The sequence below is a fragment of the Vibrio sp. S9_S30 genome, assembly GCF_014694455.1.
Taxonomy (GTDB): domain Bacteria; phylum Pseudomonadota; class Gammaproteobacteria; order Enterobacterales; family Vibrionaceae; genus Vibrio.
The window spans coordinates 25,652-39,535 of record NZ_JAAUWT010000028.1; the positions used below are offsets into that span (position 1 = coordinate 25,652).

Below are 13,884 nucleotides of genomic sequence, written 5' to 3' on the forward strand. Positions count from 1 at the left end.
GGAGGGAAGGGCTAATTGCCAAAGGTCAAAGCGATTTTAGCCGTATAAGGCATGTTGGGTGAAATATGTGATGTTCAACCATTTTCGTATTGTTAGCTCTTCTGTTTCTAAAAATCACCTATGTGGCAGTGAATGCTGGTAATGGATTATCGCTGGAGGAGGGTTAATGAATAAGGTATTGCATGGAAGCTTGCAGCTTCTTGAGGCGGTCAATAACCGCATGATTTGGGTGGGGCGTCAAATCGCTTGGGTTTTAGTGTTTGCAATGGTCGCCACCATTTTATTGCAGGTATTTTGTCGTTACATACTGTCGAATGCATTGCCTTGGCCAGAGGAAATGGCAAGGGCATTGATGATATGGATGATGGCATTTGTTGCCGCTGGCGCTTACCGCACGGGAGGGTTTGTTGCCATAGAAATGCTCCACGACTTCATTCCCCGCAAGGTAGCGCAATGGCTTAAGCTTACTTTATTGATTCTCTCTGCATTGGTTCTGATCCAATTGTCTAGCTTGGGTTTGGAATTCTTTGAGCGAGGGTTTCGCACCCGTGCCGCTTCTTTTCAACTATCCCGCGCTTGGATTTACCTCGCTATGCCAGTGTGCTTCATTACCATGTTGATGGTGAATGTGGAGCTGATCCTTAAACATATTTTAGGTGTCAGCGTTCAATCGTCCGATACTGAAGCGGCGAGGGGGTAAGTCATGCTGGTTCTCTTTTTGCCCTTATTTTTGGTTCTTCTTTTGATTGGGCTCCCAGTCTTTTTCGCCACTCTGTTTGCCCCTGGTACGATGCTTTTAGCCCTAGGCATGGATCGCGATTTACCTCTGTTGTTTCGAAATATCTACAACGGTATTGATTCGTTTCCTTTAATGGCAATCCCATTTTTTATGCTGGCAGGTGAATTGATGAACCGTGGCGGTATTACCCTCCAGTTGGTTAATTTTTCTCAAGCTTTTATTGGGCATGTAAGAGGTGGGTTGGCGCATGTCAACATTATGTCGAGTATGCTCTTTGCGGGACTTTCTGGCTCTGCGGTAGCCGATACGTCTGCTTTGGGTTCTATGTTGATACCAGCCATGGAGAAGAATGGCTACTCACGTCGATTTGCGGCGGCAATTACGGCTGCCAGCTCGGTAATCGGCCCTATTATTCCGCCATCTGGCATCATGATTATCTACGCGTACACCATGGAAGTCTCCGTTGCCGCGTTGTTTGCAGCAGGCATTGTTCCCGGAATCTTGATTGGTGTGGCGTTGATGGGGATCACGATGTTATTGGCGAAAAAGCATGATTTTCCCGTTGCCAGCCGGAAGTCAACTTGGCCGGAGCGTGGGCAAGCAACGCGCGCCGCGATTCTTCCATTAATGACCCCCGTGATTATTTTGGGTGGGATTGTAGGGGGGATATTCACCCCGACGGAAGCCTCTGCCATTGCGGTGGGGTACGCGTTATTCCTTAGCCTTTTCATGCTCAAAACGATTAATGTGAGAGATTTACCCGAGATTTTTTCTCGTTCCGCGTCGTCGTCAGCCGTGGTTCTGCTTCTCGTTGGTTCTGCATTGGCATTCAAAACGGTGGTGAGTTTGTCTCAGGCCGCAGAAGATTTGGCGGGATGGGTGTTGGCCATCAGTGATAACCCACTGATATTATTGTTTGCCATTAACATCTTGCTATTTGTCGTAGGCATGTTTCTAGACGCTGGACCCGCCATCATCATTCTTGGCCCCATTCTCGCCCCTATTTTTATCTCGATTGGGATAGACCCAGTGCACTTTGCCATCATCATGAGTGTGAACTTAACCGTTGGGTTGGCAACCCCACCAATGGGGCTGGTGTTATTTGTGGCTTCCAGTGTGTCTGGGGAAAGGGTGGAGTCCATTGCCAAAGGAATACTTCCATTCCTGGCTGTTGAGGTTTTGGTGATTTTTATCATCACATTTTTCCCATCCGTTTCCATGACGGTTCCCAAATGGCTTGGATTAGTTCAATGAATTTGAGGTCAGCCGGATGGGTGACCTTAACGTTTGACCGTAAGGTCTGAAAGTGTTGCTGCTGAGGAAAGCGATAATAATAAACCCAGTACGCAATTCGTAAAATAGGAAAGTGAAACAGTCAAAAGGATAAGAAATGATGAAATTTGCTAAAGCGATGGTGAACAGTCTTACTGCTCTGGTTCTTGCGTCGTCGATAACCGCTGTTCAGGCGGCCGATTTTCGATTGAGAGCCGTGGCCAACTCAAATGAGAATGATGAAGACTATGACGGCTTGGTCGTGTTCAAAGATTTTGTGGAATCTCGCTCTAATGGAAAGATATCGGTGGATTTGTTCATTGGTACTCAATTGTGTGGCAATGGCACTGAATGTGTACAAGCACTGGAAGATGGCTCTATCGATATTTATGTTTCCACATCCGGTGGTACCGCCAACATGTTCCCTTATGTGCAAGTGCTCGATTTACCTTACATCCTATCCAGCGATCGCGTCGCTGAAAAAGTGTTAAGTGGTCCGTTTATACAGGAAATGCGCCGCGACATCTTAAAAGACTCGGGCAAGAAAGTTCGCTTGATGACCATAGGGAATACCGGTGGGTGGCGTAACTTTGCAAATACAAAACGCACGGTGAAATCCCCAGACGACATGAAAGGGTTGAAAATTCGTACCGTCGTCGCTGACTTACCTCAAGAACTGGTGAAATCTCTGGGCGCGAGCCCGACACCAATCCCATGGCCAGAGCTTTATACGTCTTTCCAAACGGGCGTTGTGGAAGGGTCTAAGAACGGTATCACCGACATTATGGGAATGAAGTTCCCAGAAGCAGGGCTAAAGTACGTCACGCTGGATGGCCATGCCTATATGGCGGCATTGTGGTTTATGAACAACGAACACTTTAGCAAAATGCCAGAAGAGCTGCGCAAAGTCGTCGTGGATGGATTTTATGCGCTTCAACAAGCGACATTTGCCTCACCTAAGCGCAAATCCATTAAAGCTTATCAGGATTTTTCAAAGGCGGGTGGCAAGCTGTATGTGCCTAGCCAAGCAGAGAAAGATCAATTCAAAGAGAAAGCCCAACCAGTATACCAATGGTTTTCTAAGAACGTGAAGCAAGGCAAGAAGTACTACGAGCTGCTGGTTTCAGAAGCCAGTAATGCGGAAAAAGCCATTGAAGAGACATACACGGCTGAATTGAAATAAAAATACCTCGACCTCTCCACCCAAGCACTTTTTCGACAGGAAGCTCGATTAAGGTTTGAATCAGGTGGAGAGGTGTTTTGTTTGTGTTGTGCCGATGACTGCACAAACAGCCACTCTTATAGCCAAACGCCATCGCATTACTTTGGGAACCCAACCTTTTAATACCGAAGACACGATACGGCATATCGCGGATTTTGTGATCAGGACGTAAATTCATTCACAATTGATTTACATTTATAGTGAGTGTGATAGGGTGGTGATAATTCATTCACTATTGATTTATATTTTGGAGAAAAGAATGACTTTAAATATTGGAAATATACCTGAACAAAAAAGCGTCAAGGGGCGTGAGTTTCCTTTGGTTATTCTTCCGCCTAGCGATGCGGTGGCTTTAGAACCGACAGCGATGTTGCAATGGTTTTCTGAGGTGAAAGAGAGCATTCACGAAAAGTTGATCGCTCATGGTGCGATATTGATGCGAGGGTTCCCTGTACAGAATGCGGATTTGTTTGAACAGCTTCTGGACCATTCGGATTACGAAAACATGCCGTACATTGGTGGAGCCGCCCCCCGTGTCCAAGTGACGCAATCGCGAATTGTGACAGCCAACGAAGCACCCGCGAGCGAAAAAATACCGTTTCATCATGAAATGGCACAAACGCCGAATCCACCAGGGTACATTTTCTTTTACTGCGATATTCCCTCTGAAACAGGGGGAGCGACGTCCATTCTTCATTCCTCTGAGATATGCCAACGCGTTTTCGAGATTGCCCCTGAATTCGCTCAGAAAATCGAAGAAGAAGGCGTTCGATATGTACGTTATATGCCAGAAGTGACAGATAACTCTTCACCTATTGGACGATCTTGGAAAGAAACCTTTCACGTAGAAACCCGAGAAGAATGCGAAGCGAAGTTGCGTGAGCATAAAATGAGTTGGCAGTGGGAAAAAGAGGGAGTATTGAAAACAGAGACCTCAATTTTGCCTGCCATTCGATTTGATCAGGAAACGCAGGAAAAAACATTCTTTAATTCTATCGTCGCTGTGTATGACGGCTGGAATGATAGTCGAAATGTTTCAACCCAAGCGGTGGTCAGCGGTACCGGAACCTTAATGGATGCGGAAGTGATGGAAAAAACCAAAACGGCAATGGATGAACTCTGTGTCAACTTTCGTTGGGAAGCCGGGGATGTGTTGTTGATAAACAACTACACCGTTTTGCATGCTAGGCAGCCTTTTACCGGAAAAAGACGCATATTGGCATCGGTTGCCATCAAGTAACCCGTTATGCGCTCGCCGAATACATGGAACAAAAAGGAAGCCTCGCATAATGCGAGGCTTCGTCGATTTAATCGGTTCTAAGAAATCAATAGGCTCTAAGAAAGTATATAAAATACAGTGTCTATTCCCTTCAATGCGTTATGCTGTTTTCTACCCCAAATGGAGATTAAGACAAAATGGAGATGAATAAAAGTTAGCACGCTTTGAGTATCAGCGGCCACCCCATATCGGATTGTCTATTGGCTTCAATTTCTAGCTCAGCTCTGGTGAGAGGGTTACGTTCTAACCACTGCTCATCGACGCACAGTTCCAGCCTGTCTCCCTCTGCATTTAATGTTACTTTCGGTTGAAGTTTGGGGCATCGTCTGTGTGTCAGCAATACGGCTAACCTGAGTAATCTCAGAACGCGTTTGGCACTTTGACCCGACAACGCATGCTGCTCTGGTAAGGAGCTGATCTGTTCTCGGTATCGCCTTGCGAGCTCTGCCAGCAAATGCTTTTGCGCGCGAGTATAACCCGGTAAATCTAGGTGTTGTAGTAAGTACGCACTATGCGCTCCACCGCATTTGTAGTCGATAGTCAGCCCAACTTCATGAAGCTTAGCGACAGAGGATAATAGGTACTGGGCTTGTGGTTCAGCAATCCAATGTTCACCACCACATTGCACGAGGAGTTGATTGGCTGAATCGGCCACTAATTCCCCATATTCGGCATCAAGTTGGTAACGAGCTTGCACGCTTGCAATGGTTCTGGCTCGAATGTCGTCTTGACGCATTTCTGCCATCATTTCGTACACCATACCTTCGCGTAGCGCTCCGCCTGCTAGGGTCATGGAGTCTATTTCTAAAAGCTCAAAGATGGCGATCAAGATTGATAAGCCACTTGGAAAAACCAATGCGCGTTCCAGTGTTAGACCATCAATATCCAGTTCTTCTAGGTGATCCGCCAGCATGGCTTGCTTTTGTAGGCGTTTCAATTTGGCATGAGTGATCACTTCATCCATGCCTTGTGCCAACATGATTTCTTGGAGTGCTTGTACGGTACCGCTTGCCCCTACGCATACGTCCCAGCCGATGTCTTTGTACTGCTCTAGAATCGGTGCCAGGGTCTTTTTGGCGGCTTCAATGGCGGTATTGAAATTGGTCATGGTTAAGTGCCGGTCTTTAAAATGCTGCTCAAGCCAAGTGACACACCCCATTTTCAAGCTGGTTAGCGCTTTTGTATCAAAACCTTCACCAATAATCAGCTCCGTACTCGCTCCACCAATATCAACGACTAATCGGTGGCCCAAACCGCCAGAAGTGTGAGCCACTCCTTTGTAGATCGTGGCGGCTTCTTCTTCACCAGAAATGACATTGATGTCGTAACCCAAAATATCATTCGCCTTTGCTAAGAAAACATCCACATTTGTTGCGGTGCGCAATGTCGCGGTTCCAACGATGCGTATGTTTTCCGGCGAGATATCTTGCAGCCTTTCTGCAAATAAGCTGAGACAATCCCACCCTCGCTGCATGGCTTCAGTGCTAAGCTTATTTTCCTTATCTAACCCAGCAGCTAAACGCACTTTGCGTTTGATTTTTGCCATGGTTTGAACGCTGCCTTCGATATGACGCACAACGAGCATATGAAAACTGTTCGACCCGAGGTCGATGGCAGCGTAAAGCGGCGAAGTAGCTGAATGACTCATAAATATTTGCTGTGTTCCTTAAGACTGATGGCGGGGTGGGCGCGGACGCGAATGGCGCTTGCGGTTACCACCATTTCCACCAGTATTGGTACGACGTTGCTGCATTTTGCTGTGGCGCAAGCGAAGCGGAGCAGGCAGATGTTCAAGTAATGCACTTGAATCATACTCGGATACTGGGATCGGATGTTCGATGTAATCTTCGATGGCGGTTAGGTTGATGGCGTATTCTTCACACGCAAAGCTGATTGAGTGACCGCTTTCGCCCGCACGACCAGTACGACCAATTCGGTGCACGTAATCTTCACAATCGTCAGGTAAGTCGTAGTTAAAGACATGCGTAACTTGAGGAATGTGTAAACCACGGGCAGCAACATCGGTGGCAATCAGCAGATCAACATGACCTTGTGTGAATTGCTCTAGAATACGTTCTCGCTTCTTCTGCGGTACATCACCCGTCAGTAGCCCAACACGGTGACCATCTGCGGCCAGATGTCCCCAAATGTTTTCACACTTGTATTTAGTATTGGCGAAGACAATCGCACGATCTGGCCACTCTTCTTCTATCAAGGTTTGCAGTAAGTTCATCTTGTCTTCGTTAGACGGATAGAAAAGCTCTTCTTGAATCCGGTGTCCGGTCTTTCTTTCTGGTTCTACTACGACATGCTCAGGATTGTGCATGTGCTCGAAGGCCAGCTCTTGTACTCGGTATGACAACGTTGCCGAGAACAGCATGTTCAGCCTCTCTTTCGGCTCGGGCATCCGACGGAACAAGAAACGAATGTCTTTGATAAAACCGAGATCAAACATGCGGTCGGCTTCATCAAGAACAACCGCTTGAATGTTATTTAGGTTGAACACACGCTGCTTGTAGAAATCGATGATACGACCTGTGGTACCGATAAGGATGTCGACACCTTGCTCAATGGTCGCCAGTTGCTTGTCGTAGCTTTCGCCACCGTAAGCTAAAGCGATTTTGACGCCGGTCGATTCCATTAAAGGTCTCGCATCGTTGTGTATCTGAATGGCAAGTTCTCGGGTTGGTGCCATCACAATCGCACGTGGTTGCGATGGAGTGCGACCTTCGTGTTCTGGCGTTGTCAGTAAGTGATTGAAAGTAGCAGTAAGGAACGCGAGGGTCTTACCAGTGCCCGTTTGGGCCTGGCCTGCAATGTCTTGGCCGGTGAGCAGTACCGGCAACGCCAAGGCTTGAATAGGGGTACAAAACTCGAACCCTTTTTTATCAAGCCCTTCAATGATTTGGGGGTGTAAATCCAAATCGGCGAACTTTTGCTCTGTGATATGCGTCTTTTTCATCGCTATAGAATATCAGCTTAAGCTTGCATTACGAAAGTAAATACATTCCAATAGGGCATCTATTTACTGGTTATCATCCAACCAGTTCCTGAAAAACACAACGGAGTGGAAGATGAGTGACAAGATTTTGCAGCTTACAGATGACGGTTTTGAACAAGATGTAATCCAAGCTGCAGGTCCAGTTCTGGTCGATTTTTGGGCAGAATGGTGTGGTCCTTGCAAAATGATTGCCCCAATTCTAGACGAGATCGCTGACGAGTACGAAGGTAAGCTCACTATCGGTAAGCTAAACATCGATCAAAACGGGGAAATACCACCTAAGTTTGGTATCCGCGGTATCCCAACGTTACTTCTGTTTAAAGATGGTAACGTTGCAGCGACGAAAGTTGGCGCATTATCTAAGACTCAACTTAAAGAGTTCTTAGACGCTAATATTTAATAGCGGATGTAAATCGAGTCATAAAACCGTGCTCTATATCCAGATGCACGGTTTTGATTTTTTTTATGGCTAGACTAGGCTTGATTTTAGTGCTAATTTGTCGCACGCTAAATAAACAAATGTTCATTTCTTGGTCGATCCTGTGACCAAATCTCTCTAACTAACACAACAGATCCTATTTTGACTAAACAAGTATCCACTACTATGAACCTGACAGAACTGAAGAACAGACCTGTGTCTGAGCTCGTGAAACTAGGTGAAAGCCTGGGTTTAGAAAACCTAGCGCGTTTAAGAAAACAAGACATTATATTTTCCATCTTAAAGGCTCACGCAAAAAGTGGTGAAGATATCTTTGGTGATGGGGTTCTGGAAATTCTTCAAGATGGGTTTGGTTTCTTGCGTAGCGCCGACAGTTCTTATCTAGCAGGTCCAGACGATATCTATGTTTCACCGAGTCAGATTCGTCGATTTAACCTACGCACTGGTGACTCTATTGCGGGGAAAATTCGACCACCTAAAGATGGTGAACGTTATTTTGCCCTTCTCAAAGTCAACACCGTCAACCACGATAAACCAGACAACGCCCGCAACAAGATCCTTTTCGAAAACCTAACCCCTCTTCATGCTAATGAACGCATGGTAATGGAACGTGGTAACGGTTCAACAGAAGACATTACTGCACGTGTTTTGGACTTAGCGTCGCCAATAGGTAAAGGTCAACGTGGTCTTATCGTTGCTCCGCCAAAAGCGGGTAAAACGATGCTTCTTCAGAATATTGCCCAAAGCATTGCGCACAACCATCCAGAATGTGAATTAATGGTTCTTCTGATTGATGAGCGCCCAGAAGAAGTAACTGAGATGCAACGCCTTGTTAAAGGGGAAGTGATTGCATCAACGTTCGATGAACCGGCTTCTCGCCATGTTCAGGTTGCTGAAATGGTTATCGAAAAAGCCAAACGCTTAGTCGAGCACAAAAAAGATGTGGTGATTCTTTTGGATTCCATTACACGTCTTGCGCGTGCATACAACACCGTAATCCCTTCGTCAGGTAAAGTACTGACAGGTGGTGTAGACGCCAATGCACTGCATCGTCCTAAGCGTTTCTTTGGTGCAGCGCGTAATGTAGAAGAAGGTGGCAGCCTGACCATCATCGCAACCGCACTTGTTGATACGGGCTCTAAGATGGATGAAGTTATCTACGAAGAGTTTAAAGGTACCGGTAATATGGAATTACACCTGAACCGTAAGATTGCTGAGAAGCGCGTTTTCCCAGCAATAGACTTTAATCGCAGTGGTACTCGTCGCGAAGAGCTTCTCACGAAAAATGATGAACTTCAAAAGATGTGGATTCTCCGTAAGATTGTTCATCCAATGGGTGAAAGTGATGCAATGGAGTTCCTTATCGATAAATTGGCGATGACCAAAACGAACGATGAGTTTTTCGATGCGATGCGTCGGCAGTAAAATTAAAATGCATTAATATTGTTTAACAAAACACCGCCTATTCAGGTGGTGTTTTTATTTGCGTCTGATCCACAATGACTGCAAAATAAACAAAATCGTTAACAGGATGTGAATATGCGACAAGGATGGTTAGCATGGTTTATATCTTTACTCTTGTGGTTTTCCCCATTGTCAGCAAAAGATCTGTCACACGAGGAAGTCCAGCAATGGGTTTTAGACCAGCAAGTCCTCAATAAAACTGATGAGCTTTATCAGCTGGTTTTGCTCGATGATGTAGATTCTTTGATGTTTGCTTTACCAAGACTGAGCCTTCCTCAGCAAGACGTTGTGCGCTTCCTTCTGTTAGAAAGAATGGAAGACAACAATATTATTCTTACGTCTAAAATGGCTAAGTTTGTTCAAAAACAAATTGGTCGTCCTTCGCCCTATAAGGTGCACAAACAAGGTGACGGTTATGAATTCTCAGTTCCCGCTTTTGACTTAAGTGCCGTCGCCAGCCGCTTATTGAAGCGTTGGCATGGCGATCAACAAATATTGACCTTTATCCTTAAAGCTGAACAGTCGGAGTTGGTCTTGTCTCAGTGGCTAACCGAAGGAAGAGGCAAACAAAATAAAGAAAGAGAAGCGTTGTTGATACGAGAGCTCGATGGCTTGTCTCCCAAAGCGCTGGACAGCCTGACAAAGCAAATAACACAAAACCCCATAACCAACTGGCTACCTTCAACTCAAGTGGTCGTGCGGTTAGCGCAAGTGAGTGAAGATCCGGAAGTCTATAAACTATTGTGGCGTATGAAGGCGGATAGCCATAGCCAGTCAGAATTGAAGCGACTAGCAAGCATCAAAAGCGAGTTTTCACTTCGGCAACTCATGCATGCTAGCGATAACCCGTCGCTGCACGATGCCGCGTTGTATGAGTTGACACGTTTAGATCCCATACCGTTAGAAGTGAAAACTTTTCTGATCAAGAAACTCAAGCAGTCAAACGATGCTTCCATTGTGGCTCGCAACCTTGTTCAACATGGGCATAGAGGATGGGTTGAGCAATTGGCTGAAAGCCATCTAGGTTTGAATACTCAATCGTTGCTTCAAGTACTCTCGATAACAAAAGAGAAGTAGGTGTGCTCTTCAATTACGCCACTCACGTATCTCTTGTTTTCGCGAGTTTATCGGTAACGAAGGTATATTGTATTTGTCTTTGTTATAATGCGCGCAATTTAACCTGCCACAAGAAACGTCTATGAGTTTTAAGGATTTACGCGATTTTATTGAACGCCTTGAAAAAGGGGGGTTATTAAAACGCATTACTCACCCTGTTGACCCACATTACGAAATGACCGAAATCAGCGATCGTACCTTGCGTGCTGGTGGTCCTGCCTTATTGTTTGAAAAACCGATTGGCTACGATGTTCCTGTATTAACAAACTTGTTTGGGACAACAGAGCGAGTGGCGATAGGGATGGGGCGCAATGACGTATCCGAGTTGCGAGAGGTCGGTAAATTGTTGGCGTACCTCAAAGAACCAGAGCCACCAAAAGGGTTTAAAGACGCTTTAGAGAAGCTCCCTGTCTTTCGCCAAGTGCTGAATATGCCCGCAAAACGTTTACGAAAAGCGCCCTGCCAACAAATAGTTTGGTCTGGGGAGCAAGTGGATTTAGATAAACTCCCAGTAATGAGCTGTTGGGCAGATGATGTTGCACCGCTTTTGACTTGGGGATTAACCGTCACCAAAGGTCCGAGCAAGAAGCGCCAGAACCTAGGGATTTACCGCCAGCAAAAGATCAGTAAGAACAAAGTCATCATGCGCTGGCTTGCTCATCGTGGTGGCGCATTGGACTTACGTGACTGGATGGAAACCAATCCTGGCGAAGCTTTCCCTGTATCGGTCGCCTTTGGAGCGGATCCGGCGACCATACTTGGTGCCGTGACACCAGTACCGGATACTTTGTCTGAGTATGCTTTTGCTGGCTTACTTCGAGGCAGTAAAACCGAAGTCGTAAAATCGGTCAGTAACGAGCTAGAGGTTCCTGCCAGTGCAGAAATTGTATTGGAAGGTTACATCGACCCAAATGAATACGCCGATGAAGGTCCTTACGGCGATCACACCGGTTACTATAATGAAGTGGAGAAACACCACGTATTTACGGTAACTCATGTGACCATGCGCGAAAACCCCATTTATCACAGCACCTATACAGGTCGCCCACCAGATGAGCCAGCCGTTTTGGGTGTTGCTCTGAACGAGGTGTTCGTCCCTATCTTACAAAAGCAGTTTCCAGAGATTGTCGACTTCTACCTTCCGCCAGAAGGCTGTTCGTACCGAATGGCGGTTGTATCGATGAAGAAGCAATACCCGGGACATGCAAAACGCGTCATGATGGGAGTCTGGTCTTTCCTTCGTCAATTCATGTATACCAAATTCGTCATCGTAGTTGATGAAAGTGTGAATACTCGTGACTGGAATGACGTGGTTCGTGCCATGACAACGCAGATGGATCCCGTTCACGATACCGTTATGATAGAAAACACACCCATTGATTCATTAGATTTTGCCTCGCCAGTGGTAGGGCTCGGATCGAAAATGGGTTTAGATGCCACCATCAAATGGGAAGCGGAATTGTTGGTTTCATCGAAACCTAAAGAAGCAACACCAGAGGGGGAAGGGGTAGATAAATTGGTGTCGCAATTCAAACAGAAACATCCAGAGCTGGTTGACCTGTATTTACCCGAAGCCGCAAACGGCAGAAGCATGGCAATCGTGAGCATCAATAAAAGTAAAGCATGGCAAGGTCATCATTTGATGAACGCACTTTGGGAAGAGTTTGAGGCGCACATCCATCTTCAATACATCATCATTTGCGATGACGACGTGAATGTAAGAGATTGGAATGATGTTATTTGGGCGATTACCACGCGTATGGATCCCGCTCGTGACACGCTGATGATGAAGAAAGCCGATCTTCCGACGACTCAAATGGGTTTGGATGCCACTAATAAGCAGGAAGGGGAAGAAACGCAGCGAGAATGGGGGCGCCCAATTAAGAAAGATGCTTCGGTAGTCGCGAAAGTTGATGAGATTTGGGAGCAACTAGGAATAGAATGGCTCAAACCGTCACCATAATGCCCCAGCAATGGGTATTTGAAGTTCCTACTGGGCAAACGATACTGGAAGCCGCGCTCAATAATCATTATCGCCTTCCGCACCGTTGCACAGTAGGCGCATGTGCCATGTGCATGTGTAGAAAATTAGAAGGGGAAGTCAGTTATCACCTTGAGCCTATACTTACAGAAAGAGAAAAAGCTCACGGTTGGATCTTCCCATGTCAGGCATACGCCGAAAGTGATTTACTGCTCACATTTGAAAGTGAGTAAGAGGAAACCATGACCATTAAATGCCAAGTAAAGTCCATTGAGCCTTTGGCGTGCAATACTTATCAAATACTGTTGCACCCAGAACAACCCGTAAACTTTAAAGCGGGGCAGTATCTGCTTGTTGAAATGGGTGAAAAAGACAAACGTCCATTTTCAATTGCAAGCAGCCCATGTCGCCATGAGGGCGAACTAGAGCTTCACATTGGTGCCGCCGAACACAACGCTTACGCCATAGAAGTCGTCGAAGCAATGAAAAAAGCGCTTGAAGACGGTAGTGAGATCGCAATTGATGCTCCACATGGTGATGCGTGGGTGCGCGAAGAGAGCACCCACGATATATTGCTGATAGCAGGAGGAACAGGGTTCAGCTACGTGCGCTCTATACTTGATCATTGCGTCAGTCAAAAATTGAGCAACACAATCCACCTTTACTGGGGAGCGAAAGATGAATGTCAGCTCTACGCTAAAGAAGAGTTGATCGAAATCGCTAACGCCAACAGCAATGTGCACTTCATTCCCGTAGTAGAAGAAGCCGATGCAAACTGGTCTGGAAAGTTAGGCAACGTGCTTCAAGCAGTAGAAGCTGACTTCAATAGTTTAGAGAATGTCGATATCTATATTGCAGGTCGCTTTGAAATGGCCGGCGCAGCAAGAGAGCAATTTACGCAATCTAAACAAGCTAAGCGAGATCAGATGTACGCTGACGCCTATGCATTTATCTAATTAATCGAGATAAATAGATAGAAAAGAGGGTTTTTTAACCCTCTTTTTTCGTTTTTGATGGATTATTCATCGAAAACGTATTTTTTTCGATTTTTTATTAAAAAGGTCTTGCGTGCTTTATTAATCTCCCTATAATGCCGCCTCACTGACACGGCAGACGCTACAAGGCTTCAGCAGTGCTAGAGAGAGGAAAAGTTCTGAGAAAATAAATTTGAAAAAGTGTTTGACTCTTCAAATTATCTCGCTAGAATTCACCTCCGCTTTGAGAAGAAAACTTCTCGAAAAGCAACGCTCTTTAACAATATAGACCTATCAATCTGTGTGGGCACTCGTTGATGATAATCCAAAATGTTTCTTAGGAAACAATTTAGGTTTCAATGAACTGAGTGACCAACCAAGACTTCTTTTGGAAACC

Annotated in this window: 12 protein-coding genes; 10 read left to right on the plus strand and 2 right to left on the minus strand. The window is 45.8% G+C overall.

Annotated features, from left to right (window positions below; genetic code table 11):
• Window positions 1-166: 166 nt before the first annotated feature.
• From HC752_RS22115 to HC752_RS22130, 4 genes are all read left to right on the plus strand, one after another.
• Window positions 167-700 (plus strand): TRAP transporter small permease, encoded by a 534-nt coding sequence (locus HC752_RS22115; protein WP_190337374.1) that lies wholly within the window; start codon window positions 167-169, stop codon window positions 698-700.
• 3 nt (window positions 701-703) lie between these two features.
• Entirely contained in the window at window positions 704-1,993 is a 1,290-nt protein-coding gene (locus HC752_RS22120; RefSeq protein ID WP_190337375.1) for a TRAP transporter large permease, read from the plus strand.
• A gap of 136 nt (window positions 1,994-2,129) precedes the next feature.
• Window positions 2,130-3,194, plus strand: a complete 1,065-nt coding sequence (locus HC752_RS22125) for a TRAP transporter substrate-binding protein (RefSeq protein WP_238930598.1) — start codon at window positions 2,130-2,132, stop codon at window positions 3,192-3,194.
• Window positions 3,195-3,492: 298 nt separating this feature from the next.
• Window positions 3,493-4,473, plus strand: coding sequence for a TauD/TfdA family dioxygenase (locus tag HC752_RS22130; RefSeq protein ID WP_190337376.1), 981 nt, complete (start codon window positions 3,493-3,495; stop codon window positions 4,471-4,473).
• Between the two features lie 193 nt (window positions 4,474-4,666).
• Here HC752_RS22130 and gppA read toward each other — a convergent pair whose 3' ends face one another.
• Both gppA and rhlB read right to left on the minus strand, forming a co-directional pair.
• Entirely contained in the window at window positions 4,667-6,160 is a 1,494-nt protein-coding gene (gene gppA / locus HC752_RS22135) for a guanosine-5'-triphosphate,3'-diphosphate diphosphatase (protein ID WP_190337377.1), read from the minus strand.
• Between the two features lie 18 nt (window positions 6,161-6,178).
• The gene (gene rhlB / locus HC752_RS22140; RefSeq protein ID WP_190337378.1) at window positions 6,179-7,474 is read right to left on the minus strand and encodes an ATP-dependent RNA helicase RhlB; all 1,296 of its coding nucleotides are present in this window, start codon (window positions 7,472-7,474) and stop codon (window positions 6,179-6,181) included.
• 112 nt (window positions 7,475-7,586) lie between these two features.
• On the opposite strand from rhlB, the gene trxA reads away from it, so the two are divergent.
• The 6 genes from trxA (at window position 7,587) to fre (ending at window position 13,469) form a co-directional block, all read left to right on the plus strand.
• Window positions 7,587-7,913, plus strand: coding sequence for a thioredoxin TrxA (gene trxA / locus HC752_RS22145; protein WP_190337379.1), 327 nt, complete (start codon window positions 7,587-7,589; stop codon window positions 7,911-7,913).
• Between the two features lie 204 nt (window positions 7,914-8,117).
• The gene (rho, locus tag HC752_RS22150; RefSeq protein WP_190337380.1) at window positions 8,118-9,377 is read left to right on the plus strand and encodes a transcription termination factor Rho; all 1,260 of its coding nucleotides are present in this window, start codon (window positions 8,118-8,120) and stop codon (window positions 9,375-9,377) included.
• A 114-nt stretch (window positions 9,378-9,491) separates the two neighbouring features.
• Window positions 9,492-10,493 (plus strand): hypothetical protein, encoded by a 1,002-nt coding sequence (locus HC752_RS22155; protein ID WP_190337381.1) that lies wholly within the window; start codon window positions 9,492-9,494, stop codon window positions 10,491-10,493.
• Window positions 10,494-10,614: 121 nt separating this feature from the next.
• Window positions 10,615-12,495: a 4-hydroxy-3-polyprenylbenzoate decarboxylase gene (gene ubiD / locus HC752_RS22160; RefSeq protein ID WP_190337382.1), complete on the plus strand. Its 1,881-nt coding sequence runs from the start codon at window positions 10,615-10,617 to the stop codon at window positions 12,493-12,495.
• Complete coding sequence (locus HC752_RS22165; RefSeq protein ID WP_190337383.1) at window positions 12,474-12,746, plus strand: 2Fe-2S iron-sulfur cluster-binding protein; 273 nt, start codon at window positions 12,474-12,476, stop codon at window positions 12,744-12,746. Before ubiD ends, HC752_RS22165 begins: the two co-directional genes overlap by 22 nt.
• A 9-nt stretch (window positions 12,747-12,755) precedes the next feature.
• Window positions 12,756-13,469, plus strand: a complete 714-nt coding sequence (gene fre / locus HC752_RS22170; RefSeq protein ID WP_190337384.1) for an NAD(P)H-flavin reductase — start codon at window positions 12,756-12,758, stop codon at window positions 13,467-13,469.
• The last annotated feature ends 415 nt before the right edge of the window (window positions 13,470-13,884 follow it).